The sequence below is a fragment of the Leucobacter sp. UT-8R-CII-1-4 genome, assembly GCF_030010235.1.
GTDB lineage: Bacteria > Actinomycetota > Actinomycetes > Actinomycetales > Microbacteriaceae > Leucobacter.
Window position 1 is genome coordinate 591,046 of the sequence record NZ_JASCRS010000001.1, and the last position, 15,236, is coordinate 606,281.

Annotated in this window: 12 protein-coding genes; 9 read left to right on the plus strand and 3 right to left on the minus strand. The window is 61.0% G+C overall.

Annotated features, from left to right (window positions below; translation table 11 throughout):
• Positions 1–77 precede the first annotated feature (77 nt).
• Both QBL02_RS02660 and QBL02_RS02665 read right to left on the minus strand, forming a co-directional pair.
• Complete coding sequence (locus QBL02_RS02660; protein WP_282724802.1) at positions 78–1,709, minus strand: amidohydrolase; 1,632 nt, start codon at positions 1,707–1,709, stop codon at positions 78–80.
• Complete coding sequence (locus tag QBL02_RS02665; protein WP_282724803.1) at positions 1,706–2,371, minus strand: TetR/AcrR family transcriptional regulator C-terminal domain-containing protein; 666 nt, start codon at positions 2,369–2,371, stop codon at positions 1,706–1,708. Before QBL02_RS02665 ends, QBL02_RS02660 begins: the two co-directional genes overlap by 4 nt.
• 143 nt (positions 2,372–2,514) lie before the next feature.
• Here QBL02_RS02665 and QBL02_RS02670 point away from each other — a divergent pair, with 143 nt between their 5' ends.
• Together QBL02_RS02670 and QBL02_RS02675 are read left to right on the plus strand one after the other, a co-directional pair.
• Positions 2,515–4,158, plus strand: coding sequence for an amidohydrolase (locus QBL02_RS02670; protein WP_282724804.1), 1,644 nt, complete (start codon positions 2,515–2,517; stop codon positions 4,156–4,158).
• A 33-nt stretch (positions 4,159–4,191) separates the two neighbouring features.
• Positions 4,192–5,592, plus strand: coding sequence for an APC family permease (locus tag QBL02_RS02675; protein ID WP_282724805.1), 1,401 nt, complete (start codon positions 4,192–4,194; stop codon positions 5,590–5,592).
• 90 nt (positions 5,593–5,682) lie between these two features.
• Here QBL02_RS02675 and QBL02_RS02680 read toward each other — a convergent pair whose 3' ends face one another.
• Positions 5,683–6,537, minus strand: a complete 855-nt coding sequence (locus QBL02_RS02680; RefSeq protein WP_282724806.1) for a biotin--[acetyl-CoA-carboxylase] ligase — start codon at positions 6,535–6,537, stop codon at positions 5,683–5,685.
• 191 nt (positions 6,538–6,728) lie between these two features.
• Between QBL02_RS02680 and QBL02_RS02685 the strand changes: the two genes are divergently transcribed.
• The 7 genes from QBL02_RS02685 (at position 6,729) to QBL02_RS02715 (ending at position 15,091) form a co-directional block, all read left to right on the plus strand.
• The gene (locus QBL02_RS02685; protein WP_282724807.1) at positions 6,729–8,348 is read left to right on the plus strand and encodes an acyl-CoA carboxylase subunit beta; all 1,620 of its coding nucleotides are present in this window, start codon (positions 6,729–6,731) and stop codon (positions 8,346–8,348) included.
• Positions 8,349–8,389: 41 nt separating this feature from the next.
• The gene (locus QBL02_RS02690; RefSeq protein ID WP_282724808.1) at positions 8,390–8,722 is read left to right on the plus strand and encodes a hypothetical protein; all 333 of its coding nucleotides are present in this window, start codon (positions 8,390–8,392) and stop codon (positions 8,720–8,722) included.
• Between the two features lie 33 nt (positions 8,723–8,755).
• A complete protein-coding gene (locus tag QBL02_RS02695) occupies positions 8,756–9,475 on the plus strand; it encodes a CoA pyrophosphatase (protein WP_282724809.1) in 720 nt (239 codons plus the stop codon).
• Positions 9,476–9,549: 74 nt separating this feature from the next.
• Positions 9,550–10,365, plus strand: coding sequence for a purine-nucleoside phosphorylase (locus tag QBL02_RS02700; RefSeq protein ID WP_282724810.1), 816 nt, complete (start codon positions 9,550–9,552; stop codon positions 10,363–10,365).
• A gap of 197 nt (positions 10,366–10,562) precedes the next feature.
• Positions 10,563–11,975: an MFS transporter gene (locus QBL02_RS02705; protein WP_282724811.1), complete on the plus strand. Its 1,413-nt coding sequence runs from the start codon at positions 10,563–10,565 to the stop codon at positions 11,973–11,975.
• Between the two features lie 444 nt (positions 11,976–12,419).
• Positions 12,420–14,183, plus strand: coding sequence for a phospho-sugar mutase (locus tag QBL02_RS02710; RefSeq protein ID WP_282724812.1), 1,764 nt, complete (start codon positions 12,420–12,422; stop codon positions 14,181–14,183).
• Complete coding sequence (locus tag QBL02_RS02715) at positions 14,180–15,091, plus strand: ADP/ATP-dependent (S)-NAD(P)H-hydrate dehydratase (protein WP_282724813.1); 912 nt, start codon at positions 14,180–14,182, stop codon at positions 15,089–15,091. The genes QBL02_RS02710 and QBL02_RS02715 overlap by 4 nt, the downstream gene beginning before the upstream one ends.
• Positions 15,092–15,236 lie beyond the last annotated feature (145 nt).

A 15,236-nucleotide genomic window follows, 5' to 3' on the forward strand; every position in this document is an offset into this window, starting at 1 on the left:
ATCTGCCGGGCTCCCGCACACCGTCAACAACTCGGTAAATGGGAGCCCAGCTAAAAAATAGTGGCGTTCAGTGAGGCCTAGCCCAGTTCATGCACGATGCGACCGTCAACCACGGTCATCACGATCGGCAGTGTTGGTAGTTCATCTGCACTCGCAAGAACCGGATCACTTGCCCAGATCGTGAGATCAGCGTCAGCACCGACGGCGAGCTTGCCACGCTCTTCGTGCCCGCGCGCAAGCGCCGGCCAGAGGGTGTAAGCCAGCAATGCTTCTTCGCCGGTCAGTTGCTGTTCGGGCTCGAACACATGCGCAGAGCTATCGCCCGGCGTGTGCCGTCCGCGTGCCCAAGCCATCCCCAAGCGAGGGTCGTACTGAGCCACAGGCCAGTCAGAGCCGAGCACCAGGCGCGCACCGGCATTCAACGCATCACGCACTCGGTAACCGGTCGCCGCTCGTTCTTCGCCGAGACGAATAGCCCAGTTGTCACTGCCTTCTGCTTCACGCCACTGCATATGCAACGGCTGCATCGACGCGGTGACTCCGCTGCCGCGCAGCGCCTCAACGTCATCATCGGCGAGCACTTCGAGGTGCTCAATCGAATGGAACGGCAACCCCTCGCGTTCCGGCAGCGCGGCATACACCTGAAGCACCCGGCTCACGGCGTAGTCGCCAACGGCATGAGTTGCAATCAACATGCCGGCGTCGTGATACGAACGCACTACGTGCTCGAATCGTTCCCATGATGGCCAGAATGCGGCGCGACCATCACCCATCGCATCAACCTCATGCAACCAGGCGGTTCCGGTGTCGATCACACCGTCACTGAACAGCTTGATAGCGCCGGTTTGCCAAAGTTTGCCAGCACGGTCTTTGCCTGCAATTACCCTGGCGATGTCTTCGTCGGTGTCACCCACGCCGTGCCAGTGGTGCACCGTGACCCGGTGATCCAACTCGCCTCGCTGATCAAGCTGCGCGAGCAGTTCAACTGTTGGCTCGTTGCCATCCATAATTGCGCCACCGGTGAGGCCGGTTGCGGCGAGCTTGCGGAACATATCGCGCAGTGCGTCGCGCTGCTCAGCCTCGCTCGCCTTTGGCGCAGCGGCGAAGAGCAGCTGGTAGGCGCTTGGTTCACGCAGTTCACCGGTTGGCACGCCGGCTTCGTCAACCACAATCTCACTGCTGTCATCGAATTCGCGTGCAGCGTCGATACCGGCTGCGGCGAGCGCGGGTGCGGTGCCGAGTGCGGTGTGTAGGTCGTAGCAGATCAGTGCGATGGGCCGGCCGGGGGCGGCGTCTTCGAGCAGCGATCCGAGCATTCCGCTTTCTTCAAATGGTTCGTACTCTAGGTTCCAGCCACGCAGCCAAGCGCCCTCTGGCAGGGTTTCGTGTTCTGCTGCGAGCGCTGCACGAATCGCCGCGATTGAGTCGAGCCCGCCGAGGTCGACTCCCGCGGTGACTTCTGCTGCCCAATTCGGGTGGGTGTGCGAGTCGAAGAGCCCGGGCGTGATGGTTGCTCCGCCAAGGTTGCGTACTTCAACGCCTGCTTCGTCTGCCGCGGTGTTAATCTCATCGTCGTTGCCGATCGCAACAATACGGCCGTCAATGTAGAGCAGGCCGGTTGGCTGGTCTTCTGCGGCCAGCTGGTCGAGCTCGGTATTGGTGCGAAGTTTCGCACCAATGAAGGCAAAACCGGTGTGTTCGGGGGTCATGAATCGCCTTTCAATGACTGGTAGGTGGTGGTGAGGCCCGCGAGCATGGCTTCGAGGCCAAGTTCGAATACTGCGTCGGTTGGGCGAACGTCTGTGTGAGCCTCGGCTCTGGCTTGGTAGGCGCCAACAAAGGCGGTCGAGTCTTCGTCGTCGCCGGGGTTCAGCATGTCGTCTGGTGCCACGTGGTCGAGGGCCGCACCAAGAATGAAGCATTCGAGTGCAACAATCACGTTGAGCACCTGAGCCTCCGGCCAGCCCGATTTGACGAGCCCGGCGCATACAGCGTCGTACATTTTGCTGGTGCGTGATTTTGGCTTCAATTGTGCAACCGCGAGCATGCCAATTGTTGGTGGGTGTGCTGCGAACGCGAGCCGGTATGAGCGTGCCCATTGCCGCACTGCATCGTCCCACTCAAGGGTGTCAAAGCCGCTCACATCGATGCGGTCGCTGACAAGTTCTCGAATGCCCGCGATGATGTCATCTTGGCCGCTGACGTGGTTGTAGAGGGCAGATGGGCGAACGTCGAGCGCTCGTGCGATATCGCGGATCCCTGCACCGTGTTCACCGTTTTTATCGAGCAAATTGAGTGCGGTTTCTAGGATCAGGTCTCGACTGAGCACCGCTACCCGCGGTCTACCGGATTTTCTTGCCTGCGCTGGCATGTCTCCTCTTTCTCGACCCGACTCTATCGAAAAGTAATGGTTCCCCAATCTCGGTTCTTGTGTTTACAATAACGAACAGTGTTCATTTTGGAAATGGGTGATACATCCGAGATTGGCAAAGCTGCCAAGAAACTGGAGCAAGAATGACTCTCACCGTCTGCACTGGCGGCAAGGTATTGGTGTCAACCGACACCAATGGCGCACCACACTACTCAACCGCGATCGCGTTTACACAGGGCAAAGTAGTGGCACTCGGCGAAGCAGCCGAACAACTCGCTGCCACAGCCGAGGAAGTAATCGACCTGGCCGGCGGCACACTCGCGCCAGCCCCAGGCGATGGTCACGCGCACCCCGTACTCGGCGCGCTCGAATCGGCCGGCCCCAATGTACGGGCAGCGCACGACGTGCAAGGCATTCTTGATGCCGTAGCCGAGTGGAAGGCAGCAAACCCAGCAGCAGAATGGATCGTGGGCGGCAGCTACGACGCCACCTTCGCTCCCGGTGGCTCATTCGACGCTCGCTGGCTCGATGAGGTCACAGGCGATACCCCCACGATTCTTCGAGCATGGGATTACCACACCGCCTGGGTCAACACCGCAGCACTCAAAGCAGGCGGCATCGACGCAGACACGCCAGACCCAGAACTCGGCCGCATTGTGCGCCGCGAAGACGGCACCCCACTCGGCACACTGCAAGAGTCTGCCGCCAACAACTTCCTCGCCGATGTCGCTCCGCCGTTCAGCCTCGAACATCGGGTCACCGCAGTCGAGCAGGCTACCCGCGAATACGCCGAACTCGGCATGACCTGGGTACAAGACGCCTGGGTAGAACCACACGACGTCGAGCACTACCTCGTTGCGGCAGCGCAGGATCGCCTCCACACCAGAGTCAACCTCGCGCTGCGCGCCGATCCAGCGATCTGGCGCACACAACTTGAGCTCTTTGCCACACTGCGCGCGCAAGTGCACGAGACCGCAGAGCAGCACTACGGCCCAGTTTCTGCAGGATTCAGCCGCCTCAGCGCAAACACCATCAAGTTTTTTGTTGATGGCGTGATTGAAAACCACACAGCTGCACTGGGCGCGCCATACGCCGACCGCAGTGACGACGCAGGCCTGCCGAACTGGCAACACGAAGAGCTCGATGCAGCAGTTGCCGCCTTCGCAGAGCTCGGTTTTCAGCTGCACCTGCACGCCATCGGCGATGCAGCGAACACGGTCGCTCTCAACGCACTTGAGGCAATGCGAGCCGCACAGCCAGAAAACCAGACCCAGCACGTCATCGCGCACGTCGCGATGCTCGCACCCGGAGAGGCTGAACGCTTCGCAAAGATCGGCGTAATCGCAAACTTCGAACCCTACTGGGCGCAGTGCGACGCCGTAATGCGCGACCTCACAATTCCGCACATCGGCCACGACCGCGAGGGCTGGCAGTACCTCATCGGCAGCGTGCTGCGCAGCGGAGCAACAGTGAGTTTCGGCAGCGACTGGCCGGTCACCACTAAAGATTGGCGACCCGCGCTTTCAACCGCGATCACCCGCCACAGCCATCTCGAACCCGAAGCCGAAGCCTGGTTGCCAGAGGAACGAATCAGCGCGGCACAGGCCTATGGCGCCTACACCCGAGGTATCGCCGCTCAAGCTCTAGCGAGCGATCGTGGCTCGCTAGAAATCGGCATGACCGCCGATGCGGTTTGGCTCAGCGCCAGCCCGCTCGAGCTCCCCCCAACAGACATCCCCACAATCACGGTGCTCGGCACCTGGTTGGCCGGGGCACGTAGCTACTAATTGCAGCATCCCCCACACATTCGAAGGAGAATCGTGAGCACGCAAACAGAACCACATCTGAAACGAACACTCGGCTTGGCAGGGCTCACCCTGTTCGGCCTCACCTACATGACGGCCATCACCGTCTTCACCACTTACGGCTTCGCAAACCTGGCCTCTGACGGCCACCTGCCGGCCTCATACATCGCTGCGGCGGTTGCCATGATCTTCACGGCACTCAGCTACGGCGCAATGGTGCGAAAGTATCCCGTCGCTGGATCGGCCTACACCTACACCCAGCAGTCCTTTGGTGGCGCGGTCGGGTTCTTGACCGGTTGGGCAATGCTGCTCGACTACCTCTTCATTCCGATGATCAACTTCATGGTGATCGGCACCTACATGCAGACCCGCTTCCCGGATATTCCGTGGCAGGTCTTCATGCTGATCGCTCTCGTTGGCGTCTTCGCCCTCAACGCGCTCGGCATCAAACTCATCAACCGCGTGAACTTTGTGATCATTGCGATTTCGATCGTGATGGTCGTCATGTTCGTCGTGCTGTCACTGCGCAGCATGACTGCTGGTGAGGGCGCAACTAGCGCAATCGAACCGTTCATGGGTGAGCTTGGACCAGTATTTGCCGGCGCAGGCATTCTGGCGCTTTCGTTCCTCGGCTTCGACGCAATCTCGACCCTCTCAGAAGAAGCGAAGAACGCGCGCCGCGACATTCCACGCGCGATCGTGCTGGCAACCGTTTTCGGCGGCCTGATCTTCATCGTGGTTTCGTGGGCTGGCGCAATGGCGTACTCGCCAGACTGGGGCAGCATGAGCGAAGCAGACCTCGACTCTGCCGGCGTCGGTGCGATGCTCGCAGTGGGCGGCGAAGCCTTCGCAAACTTCGGTGTCGCAGTTTATGTTGCCGGCGCATTCGGTTCGGGGCTCACCGGATCAACCAGCGTCTCGCGCATTCTCTACTCGATGGGTCGAGACGGAGCACTGCCAAAGCCATTCGCACGCATCTGGACCCGCTACGGCACACCAATTGTGGCAGCTGGCGTGGTGTCGGCATTCGCACTGCTTGGCCTCGTGATCCCACTGCTCACCGTGTCGACAATGATCAGCTTCGGCGCACTCGCAGCGTTCTCACTCGTGAACCTCTCGGTGATCCGCACCTACCTCTTCCCGAAGGGTGGCCGCAAGACTCCAGCCACCGTCGGAGATTGGCTGCGCTACGGTCTCTTGCCGCTGATCGGTTTCGCCCTGACGCTGTGGCTGTGGACCTCGCTTTCGGGCCAGACCTTCATGTACGGCGGCATCTGGCTGTTCTTCGGCGTGCTGGTACTCGCTTGGTCGACCAAGCTGTTCCGACGCCCAGCACCAAAGATGGACTTCAGCGAAGATGAGCCTTCGACCGAATTCATCGATGTTGTCGGCGAGGATCACCCAGCAGCTCGCTAACCACAACTAGTTGAGGGGTGGGGCACTCGGTGCCTCACCCCTCAACTAGTTTCAAGCAAGCGAATTCGCCCGCATAGGCGAGTGTCTTCTCTAGCGCAGATGCTCAACGTCGGCAGCGCTCACCACAAGCTGCCCGGTGGTTGGCCGATCTACAATCAGCGCACCATCGTCACCCAGGCCGACAGCGCGACCATCAACGATTTCACCACCCGGCAAGTGCACACGCACCTCTGCCCCGAGAGTCAGCGAATCACGAAGCACTCTGGTGCGGGCACGCTCTGGCTGCGTCGCAGCAAGCTCGACGAGACTGAGCAGCTCAGCGCAGGCGACACTCAACACCTGGTCTGCAAGCACCTCACCCAGCGGGTCGGTGATCGACATTGCGCCACCAACATTGCCGCCACAGGCCAGTACAGAACCGGCACGCTCGGTTGGCAGTTGCCAATCCTCGAGCAGCATATTGATACCAAAACCCACGGCCACCTCGCCCGTTGGCAGCACCTCGCAGAGGATGCCGCAAAGCTTTGCGCCGGGCTTACCAGCGATCGCTTCGTCTTCGTTGCGAGCGTGCACATCGTTTGGCCATTTCACGCCGACCCGCAAACGCGCTTCGCGATCCTCGTTCATAAAAAGCGGCTGTAGCGCGCGCACAACAGCAGAACCGGCCAAAAGGGGCAGCCAGCTCAGCCCAAGCCCTGCAGCGATCTGACTCGGGCGAATCAGCAGCGTCGAAGCGAGCGCGGTCCCCGGCGGAGTGTCCCACCCTCGCCCTTGGCGGCCTCGGCCAGCCGTCTGATCGGCCGTCGACAGCAACAACCCGTGCGGAGCCGCAACCCCCATCGAGGCACGCTCGGCGACAAGCTCACGCATGGCAGCATTGGTGGACGGCGAAGATTCGAGCCACTGCACTTCAGGCAGCGCTTCACGAGTTAGAGGCAGTTGCACGCTTTTCACCCTAGTGTGACGACCCACAAATCTGTCGAGAAGCAAACCGTTTAAAAGCCTAGGTAGAACGCACTTTCGGGCATAAAGACGCGCTTTTCAGAAGCCCCTTGGAGACTTTCGTGAGTGAATCGCGGTTTTCTTTGGTGAATGCCTACCACGAGAGGCATCGTTGCCGCGCTAGGCTGGCATGCGTGACCGCAAACACCGAAGCACACGACGCACAGGCCCCGCAGGCAACCCCTGCCACGACCGCAGCGAAGATCGCCGACCACCGCCGTAAGTACCAGGAGGCCGTTGGCGACCGCGACGCTGCCGCCGCGGCGAAACAGCATCCGCGCGGAAAGATGACCGCGCGTGAGCGCATCACCAACCTGCTCGACCCCGGCAGCTTCGTCGAGTTCGACAAGTTCGTGAAGCACCGCACGCAGGGCTTCGGCATGGAGAACTCGCGGCCATTCGGCGACGCAGTAGTGACCGGCGCTGGCACCATTCACGGCCGACAGGTTGTTGTCTTCTCGCAAGACTTCACCACCTTCGGTGGATCGCTCGGTGAGGTCGCCGGCGAAAAGATCGTGAAAGCAATGGAGTTCGCCCTGAAGACCGGCGCTCCCCTGCTCGGCATTCTTGACTCGGGTGGTGCTCGTATTCAAGAGGGTGTAGTCGCACTCTCGAACTACGCCAAAATTTTCCGCCTGAACACCATGTGCTCGGGTGTGATCCCACAGATTTCGATCGTGATGGGCCCATCAGCCGGTGGTGCTGTGTACTCACCAGCGCTCACCGACTTTGTGATCATGGTCGACAAGACCAGCCACATGTTTGTTACCGGCCCAGACGTCATCAAGACCGTCACCGGTGAAGAGGTCGGTTTCGAAGAACTCGGCGGCGCACGCACCCACAACCAGACCAGTGGCGTCTCCCACTACCTGGCGAGTGATGAGCACGACGCACTCGACTACGCGCGCACCCTGATTAGCTTCCTGCCAGACAACAACCTCGCAGAAGCGCCAATCTACGACAGCGACACCGCGCTCGAGATTACCGACGCAGATCGCCGCCTGAACACGCTCATTCCAGACAGCCCAAACCAGCCATACGACATGGTTACGGTCATTGAGGCGATTCTTGATGGCGGAGACTTCCTTGAAGTACAGCCGCTATTCGCACCAAACATGCTGATCGGCTTTGGCCGCGTTGAAGGCCGCACCGTCGGCATCATCGCAAACCAGCCAAAGCAGATGGCCGGCACACTGAACATCGACGCAAGCGAGAAGGCCGCACGCTTCGTACGCTTCTGCGACGCATTCTCAATCCCGATCTTGACCCTCGTCGACGTGCCCGGCTACCTGCCAGGCACCGAGCAGGAATTCAACGGCGTGATCCGCCGCGGCGCCAAGCTTCTCTACGCATACGCAGAAGCAACCGTTCCGCTCGTCACCATCATCACCCGCAAGGCCTACGGCGGAGCGTACATCGTGATGGGTTCGAAGCAGATGGGCGCAGACTTCAACATCGCGTGGCCGACCGCAGAGATCGCCGTCATGGGTGGCGCAGGCGCCGTGAACATTCTGTACCGCAAGGAACTCGCCGCCGCAGCAGAGCGCGGAGACGATGTCGAAGCACTCCGCGCAGAACTCACCGCCAAGTACAACGCCGATGTCACCTCGCCGTTCCTTGCGGCAGAGCGCGGTGAACTCGACAACGTACTCGAGCCAGCCGGCACCCGCCTCGCAGTGATCAAAGCGCTGCGGGGGCTTCGCGGCAAGCGAACCGAGCAGCCAGCGAAGAAGCACGGAAACATTCCGCTCTAAGCGCTCTCGCCTATCTGCTTTAGCTACGCATCAGGATTTCAGTGAACGATTCAACTTTGCCAGGCCGGCACCGCGCCGCCGACAGCGATAACTTGCTGTCGGCAGACGCCGTGCTGCCACCAGATGCGGCCGCCCGCGACGCCGCAAAGCGCGAAGAAGCCGGCCCGCACGATGACACCATCAAGAGCGACGGCTTCGACTTCATCACCCGCGGGGTGAGCGACGAAGAGCGTGCAGCAGTCATCGCGGTGCTGACGCAGGTGCGCGCCGAGGAGACCGCTCAGGTGCGTCGAGTCGAGCGCCGAGAACACGAGCCCTGGGCTCGCTCGCAGCGCGTGCCACAGCCCTTTGGCGATCTCTTCCTCGAGGGTTAACTCCAAGGAAGAGATCAGGCATAGGCTGGGGGCATGGGGGAATACAAGGGTCGCGCGAAACAGGAACTTCTAGCGGGCCTGGAACGCGGTTTTCAATCTCCGTTCATCGGCCAGAATCTGCCTGAGCCGGGATCTGGCGTGCGCAACTCTGCCGTGCTTGTGCTCTTTGGCACGCTCGACTCTGTGCTCTCTGCTGGGGCCACCGGCGGTGAGTTCGGCGACCCCGCCGATGCGCCGGTCGCCGCCGACCTCGACGTGCTGCTGACCATGCGATCCAGCGGGCTCAAAAATCATGCTGGCCAAATCGCTTTCCCCGGCGGCGGTGTTGAGCCCGATGACACCGATCGTGCCGCCACCGCTCTGCGCGAGGCGAACGAAGAAACCGGGCTCGATCCAAGCGGGGTTGATGTGCTCGGCTATCTGCCAGACGCACACATTCCGGTGAGCAATTATCTTGTTACACCGGTGCTCGGTTGGTGGCGTTTGCCTAGCGACATCGCTGCAGATGCGCAGGAGTCGGTTGAGGTGTTTCGGGTTCCGGTCGCTGAGCTTCTCGACCCGAAGGCTCGCGGCACCTCGGTGCTACATCATCGTGGCCTGACCATGCGCGGGCCGGCGTTTCAGCTTGGTTCGCAATTTGGTGGTCACATTGTTTGGGGCTTTACAGCAATGCTGCTTGCCGGGATCTTCGATACCGTCGGCTGGACTCAAGAGTGGGACGTAGATCGCACCTTTGAAATCAAGCGGGGCTAGGCAGATCCGCCGGGCGCTACGCGCCAGAATGTTCCGCACTCGACGCGTCAGATTCACTGGGTAAACTGATCGGCATGAGCGAATCGCACGAACAAACTCCCCAAGAACTGGCAGCAGAAGCAGCTCGCGTTATCGCCGAGCTGAGCGGTATCGAGAAGCACGATATTGCCCTCACTCTCGGTAGCGGCTGGGGCAAGGCAGCCACCGCGATCGGTGAGATTGTTTCTGAGATTCCTGCTGAGCAGGTGCCTGGTTTTCATGCGGCTGCAGTTGTCGGCCACGGCGGCAAGCTCACTTCGATTCGGATGCCCGATGGTCGCCACGCGCTTGTGATTGGCGCTCGCACCCACTTCTATGAGGGTCGCGGCGTTCGTGCGGTGGTACACGGTGTGCGTACCGCTGCTGCGGCGGGCGCAACAACTATGGTGCTCACCAATGGTGCCGGTGGCGTGAACCCGAACTATTCTCCAGGTCAGCCGGTGCTGATCAGCGATCACATTAATCTCACCGCTTCTTCGCCAATTGAGGGTGCGAACTTTGTTGATCTGACCGATCTGTATTCGTCGAAGCTGCGTGACCTTGCACGCACGGTTGATCCAACGCTTGACGAGGGTGTCTACGTGCAGTTCACGGGGCCTCACTATGAGACTCCCGCCGAGGTGCGTTATGCCGGGATCATCGGTGGCGACATTGTGGGTATGTCTACCGCGCTTGAGGCGATTGCTGCGCGCCAGGCTGGCATGCAGGTGCTGGGTTTCTCACTGATCACGAATGCGGCTGCTGGTATTTCTGAGACTCCGCTCAGCCATGCTGAGGTGATTGAGGCCGGTCGTGAGGCTGAACCAAAGCTTGCTTCGCTGCTCTCGCAGATCGTCCCGCTGCTTCCTTAGGGACACGCGTCGGCTCTGCCGAAAAAGTGGACGATAGCACCGCGCATCCCCTTTCGTTACAGAACGGAGATGCGCGGTGCCGCTGAGCGTCGTAGAATATATTTCTGTTTTGCCACAAGCAAACGCCCACTTTTCAGCCTTCTCGACCGCATAACCCGCGATCTACTGGGTGAACTCCCGCTTTTCAAAGGTTATTCATGTCTTCCGACACCCCCACCACAACCCCGAGCACCGCAACGGCGCCGCGCAACTCAACCTCTCGTGTGATTCTGGCCAGCCTCGTTGGCACCACGATCGAGTTCTACGACTTCTACGTCTACGCGACAGCAGCTGTTCTGGTTTTCCCGATCCTCTTCTTCCCGACGGGCAATGAGACCACAGCGCTGCTTGCAAGCTTCGCAACCTTCGGCGCAGCCATGCTCGCACGCCCAGTCGGAGCAATCTTCTTTGGCCATCTCGGTGACCGACTCGGCCGAAAGACCACCCTGGTCGCATCACTGCTCACCATGGGTGTAGCCACCTTCTTGATCGGCCTGCTGCCAACACACGAAGCAATCGGACCGTGGGCGGCAGTACTCCTGCTCATTCTGCGCCTAGCCCAGGGCTTTGCCATCGGTGGCGAATGGTCGGGTGCCGCTCTCGTGGCAACAGAAAACGCACCGAAGGGCAAGCGTGCCTGGTTTGGTACCTTCCCGCAGCTCGGCGCGCCCATCGGCTTCATCATCGCCAACATGCTCTTCTTCGGCATCAACAAGGCTCTCGCAGACGATTCAGCACCGGGCGTAGCAAGCGAAGCATTCCTCAGCTGGGGCTGGCGAATCCCGTTCCTCTTCTCGGCTGTCATGGTGATCGTGGGTCTATGGGTTCGCCTCAAGCTCGTTGAGTCCAACGCCTTCGAACGCACCAAGCAGAGCGGCCAAGTGAAAAAGCTGCCAATCGCTGAGGTCTTCAAGAACCACTGGAAGGGCCTGCTCTACGGCACCTTCGCAATGCTTGCAACCTACGTGCTCTTCTACCTGATGACCTCGTTCACGCTGAGCTTCGGCACCCGCCCAACCGTAGAGGGTGCGCAAGCCGCTGCAGAGGCCGCAGGTAAGGAATTCGACCCAGCAACCTTCGTTGCCGGTGCAGGTTACGTCTACAACGACTTCATCCTGATGCTCGTATTTGGTGTGGTGTTCTTTGGCATCTTCACCCTCGTTTCCGGCCCGCTGGCAGACCGCTTCGGCCGCCGCCGCACACTCATCTGGGTGACCATCGCAATCGCGCTCTTCGGTTTCACCTTCGTGCCACTGCTCGGTGGCGGTACCGCATCGATCATGTTCTTCCTGGCGCTTGGCTTCACCCTGATGGGCCTCACCTTTGGGCCAATGGGCGCGTTCCTGCCCGAAATGTTCCCGACCAACGTTCGCTACACCGGTTCGGCGGTGGCGTACAACGTGTCGTCGATCCTCGGCGCAGCGCTCGCACCGATCATCGCTGTTTGGCTCTGGGGCCTCGGCGAGGGCAGCCCAATGTACGTTGGCTTCTATTTGACGGGTGCTGCGGTACTCACCCTGATCGCGCTGATTCTTGGCAGCGAGACGAAAAATGTCGACATCGACGAGTAAGTCAGAACTCGCGTTCGAAGCCTAGACAAAAGCAGGGCCGCGATCCACGTTGTTATACGTTGGATCGCGGCCCTGCTCAGTCGCAATCATATTCATTGGGCACAATCGCCTGCCCGGTGATGCACCGCGTCTAGGCGCTGCACTTAGCCATTGCAGCTGCAGCGGTCTGCGGTCGCTACACCCTCGAGCGCCTGCTCAATGTGCTCGCCGCAACCACTCCAGGTCGCCTTGTTGCAGTTGTCGCAAGTAACTTTTACGCACATGGTTTTCTCCTAAAGATTGATACTTCGATGCTATGCCACAGGGCGTACCGGTGAGAGCAATTAGACAATCGCACCGTTACGAACCGCACGATTTTTACTGTTTACTCTTGACTCGGCAAATCCCATTCCCAAGATGGTAGTTTGAGTCAATCTGAACCCCCAGCTATACGAGAGGTGGGCCATGGCCATCGATAGCCAGCTTGAAGCGCAGGTGCGTGAATGGATCTCAGCAGATCCAGACCCCGTTACCATTGCCGAAGCAGATACTCTTCTTTCTTCAGCCCTCGCTGGTGACACCGAGGCAGAAACCCAACTGCGCAGCGCGTTCGCTGGCCGTCTAGCCTTTGGCACCGCTGGCCTCCGCGCAGAACTCGGTGCTGGCCCAGCCAGGATGAACCGGGTCGTGGTTTCACAAACCAGTGCCGGTTTCGCCGCATACCTGCTGCAGCGCGCAGCAAATGGCGAGACGAGCAACCCACCTAGCATCGTGATCGGCTACGACGGCCGCGTAAACTCCGACGTTTTCGCTCGCGACACCGCAGAAATCATGGCCGGCGCCGGCCTCTCGGTCACCCTCTTGCCGCAGGCAATGCCCACCCCAGTCACGGCGTTTGCGGTGCGCCACCTGGGCGTCTCTGCCGGTGTGATGGTCACCGCAAGCCATAACCCGCCCCGCGATAACGGTTACAAGGTGTACCTGGGCGACGCAGACGCTGGCTCGCAGATCATTCCGCCCACCGACGGCGATATTGCCGCGCAGATCGATCTGGTGGCTGCGCGCCCATTTGCCGGCCTGCCCCGATCGAACGACTACACGGTTGCGGGCCCAGAAGTTCAGCAGGCTTATGTCGCCCACACCGCAGCAGCTGTGCGGGCCGGACTGCCGCGTGATCCAGCGCAGCCAGACCAGCCGCTCGCGGCAGACGTACCGCTTCGTATCGTTTACACCGCCATGCACGGTGTGGGATCCGACACCGCACACCAGGTTTTCGCTTCTCTGAACTTGCCTGCCGTGACGCCCGTACCAGAGCAAGATCGCCCAGACGGCGCGTTCCCCACGGTTTCGTTCCCCAACCCTGAAGAGCCTGGGGCACTTGACCTGGCTTTCCGCACGGCGCGAGAAATTGATGCCGAGCTGATTGTCGCCCATGACCCCGACGCGGATCGCCTGGCCATCGCATTGCCCGACCCGAATTCGGCAGAAGGTTACCGTCGGCTCACCGGCAACGAGCTCGGTCTGCTGCTTGGCTGGCGCGCGGCCGCCCGTGAACGCTTGCGCGCCGAAAATGAGGGCACCGCACTGCGCGGCGCGCTCGCCTGCACGAATGTCTCGTCGCCCGCTCTTGGCGCGGTGGCACGCGAATACGGTCTCGACTATGCCGAGACGCTCTCCGGGTTTAAGTGGGTTTCGCGTGTGCCTGCGCTCATCTTCGGCTTCGAAGAGGCGATTGGCTACCTCACTCACCCAGAAGTGGTGCGCGACAAAGACGGCATTCTGGCCAGCGCCGACGCGATCGCAATGGTTCGCGAAGCGAAACTTGCGGGCAAGACCCTCTGGGATCTACTCGATGACGCTGGTGAACGTTTCGGTCATTTCAGCAGTTCGCAAGTGGTGGTTCGTCTCGGCGGCATGCACGAGTCAGCTCAGCTCGCCGAGTGGGTGCGCCAGAATCCGCCGAGTGAGTTTGGCGGTGTTGCTGTGGCCGAAGTGCACGACCTGCTCGTGCCAGGAGCCGCTGCGGTCCCGGCCAATGTGTTGAGCTACCAGTTGGCCGACGGATCCCGCGTGATGATCCGGCCAAGCGGCACCGAGCCAAAATTGAAGGTGTACATCGATACTTTCTCGGGTGAGGGCACGATCACGGAACGGCGTGCGGCCGCAGACGCGGCTCTCGGCACCATCGAAACTGCGCTTCGCGCATATCTGGACCAGGCAACAGCATGATCGAGGGGCTCGTCGAGTGGGGTGCAGCCGAGGCTGCCGAACTGCTCGGCGTGCCCGATGTTCAGGCGCACAAGTACTCTCGGGGAGTGCTTGGCCTGAAAACAGGTTCGGCAGCGTTTCCAGGTGCCGCTGTGCTGGGCGCAGAAGCAGCCTGGCGCACCGGAGCAGGCCTGGTGCGCTTCGTACCCCAGTTTGGCGATGCAGCGCCCCTGCACGGCCTGCCCAGTGCCGCCGCGGCTGTACTTGCGACTCGTCCCGAGACGGTATTTTCAAGAGATTTCGACGAGGATCGCGCACGCTGTGACGCCTGGGTGCTCGGCAGCGGCACCGACCCTTCGACCCGCGATGAGGCTGAAACGGCGGCTCTCACCAAGTTGCTCGCAGACTGGGCGGTCATTGTGGCCGACGCCGGAGCACTCGACCTGCTCGGGAGCACTCCCCTGCACGCGCCGCTCATTGCTACACCACACCTCGGCGAGTTTCGAGAGCTCTGGCAGGCTGCCGAGCTCGGTGAGCTGCATGACAAAACCGAAGACGAGCGCCACCAGGCGGCTGTCACTTTGGCAAGGCACCTGCAAATCACGGTGCTACTCAAGGGGTCGCGCACCATCGTTGCAGCACCGGATGGATTCGCGCTGGTGTGCGGACCTGCCACGCCGTGGCTGGCAACCGCGGGAACCGGAGACGTACTCGCTGGCGCCCTCGGCGCGTTGGTTGCGGCTCGTGGCGCCGAAGTAAGTGCTGACGTTCACATGCTCGCGAAACTTGGTGCGACGGCTGCAGTGCTGCACGATCACGCCGCCCGCATCGCCTCACACGATACCGAGGCGAGCGGCGCGGGTCACCCGGTTACTGCTCTCGACGTTGCGCGCACCCTCGGCACGGCGTTCGAACAGATTCGAGGCTGAGCAAGCCAGTCGGGCTGAAATTCGGGCGGCAATCCGGGCAGAGGACTCGCCGCCCTGACGCAGTCACTCCGATTACGCGGCTCGTCCACGCAGGTTTCAGCACAGATGCGGCTTTGTGATCCAGCGCACCCAAAAACCTCGCTAG

Coding starts and splice junctions, on each gene's coding strand:
- QBL02_RS02660 (WP_282724802.1), bottom strand. CDS start 1,709: ATGACCCCCGAACACACCGGTTTTGCCTTCATTGGTGCGAAACTTCGC.
- QBL02_RS02665 (WP_282724803.1), bottom strand. CDS start 2,371: ATGCCAGCGCAGGCAAGAAAATCCGGTAGACCGCGGGTAGCGGTGCTC.
- QBL02_RS02670 (WP_282724804.1), top strand. CDS start 2,515: ATGACTCTCACCGTCTGCACTGGCGGCAAGGTATTGGTGTCAACCGAC.
- QBL02_RS02695 (WP_282724809.1), top strand. CDS start 8,756: ATGGGGGAATACAAGGGTCGCGCGAAACAGGAACTTCTAGCGGGCCTG.
- QBL02_RS02700 (WP_282724810.1), top strand. CDS start 9,550: ATGAGCGAATCGCACGAACAAACTCCCCAAGAACTGGCAGCAGAAGCA.
- QBL02_RS02705 (WP_282724811.1), top strand. CDS start 10,563: ATGTCTTCCGACACCCCCACCACAACCCCGAGCACCGCAACGGCGCCG.
- QBL02_RS02710 (WP_282724812.1), top strand. CDS start 12,420: ATGGCCATCGATAGCCAGCTTGAAGCGCAGGTGCGTGAATGGATCTCA.
- QBL02_RS02715 (WP_282724813.1), top strand. CDS start 14,180: ATGATCGAGGGGCTCGTCGAGTGGGGTGCAGCCGAGGCTGCCGAACTG.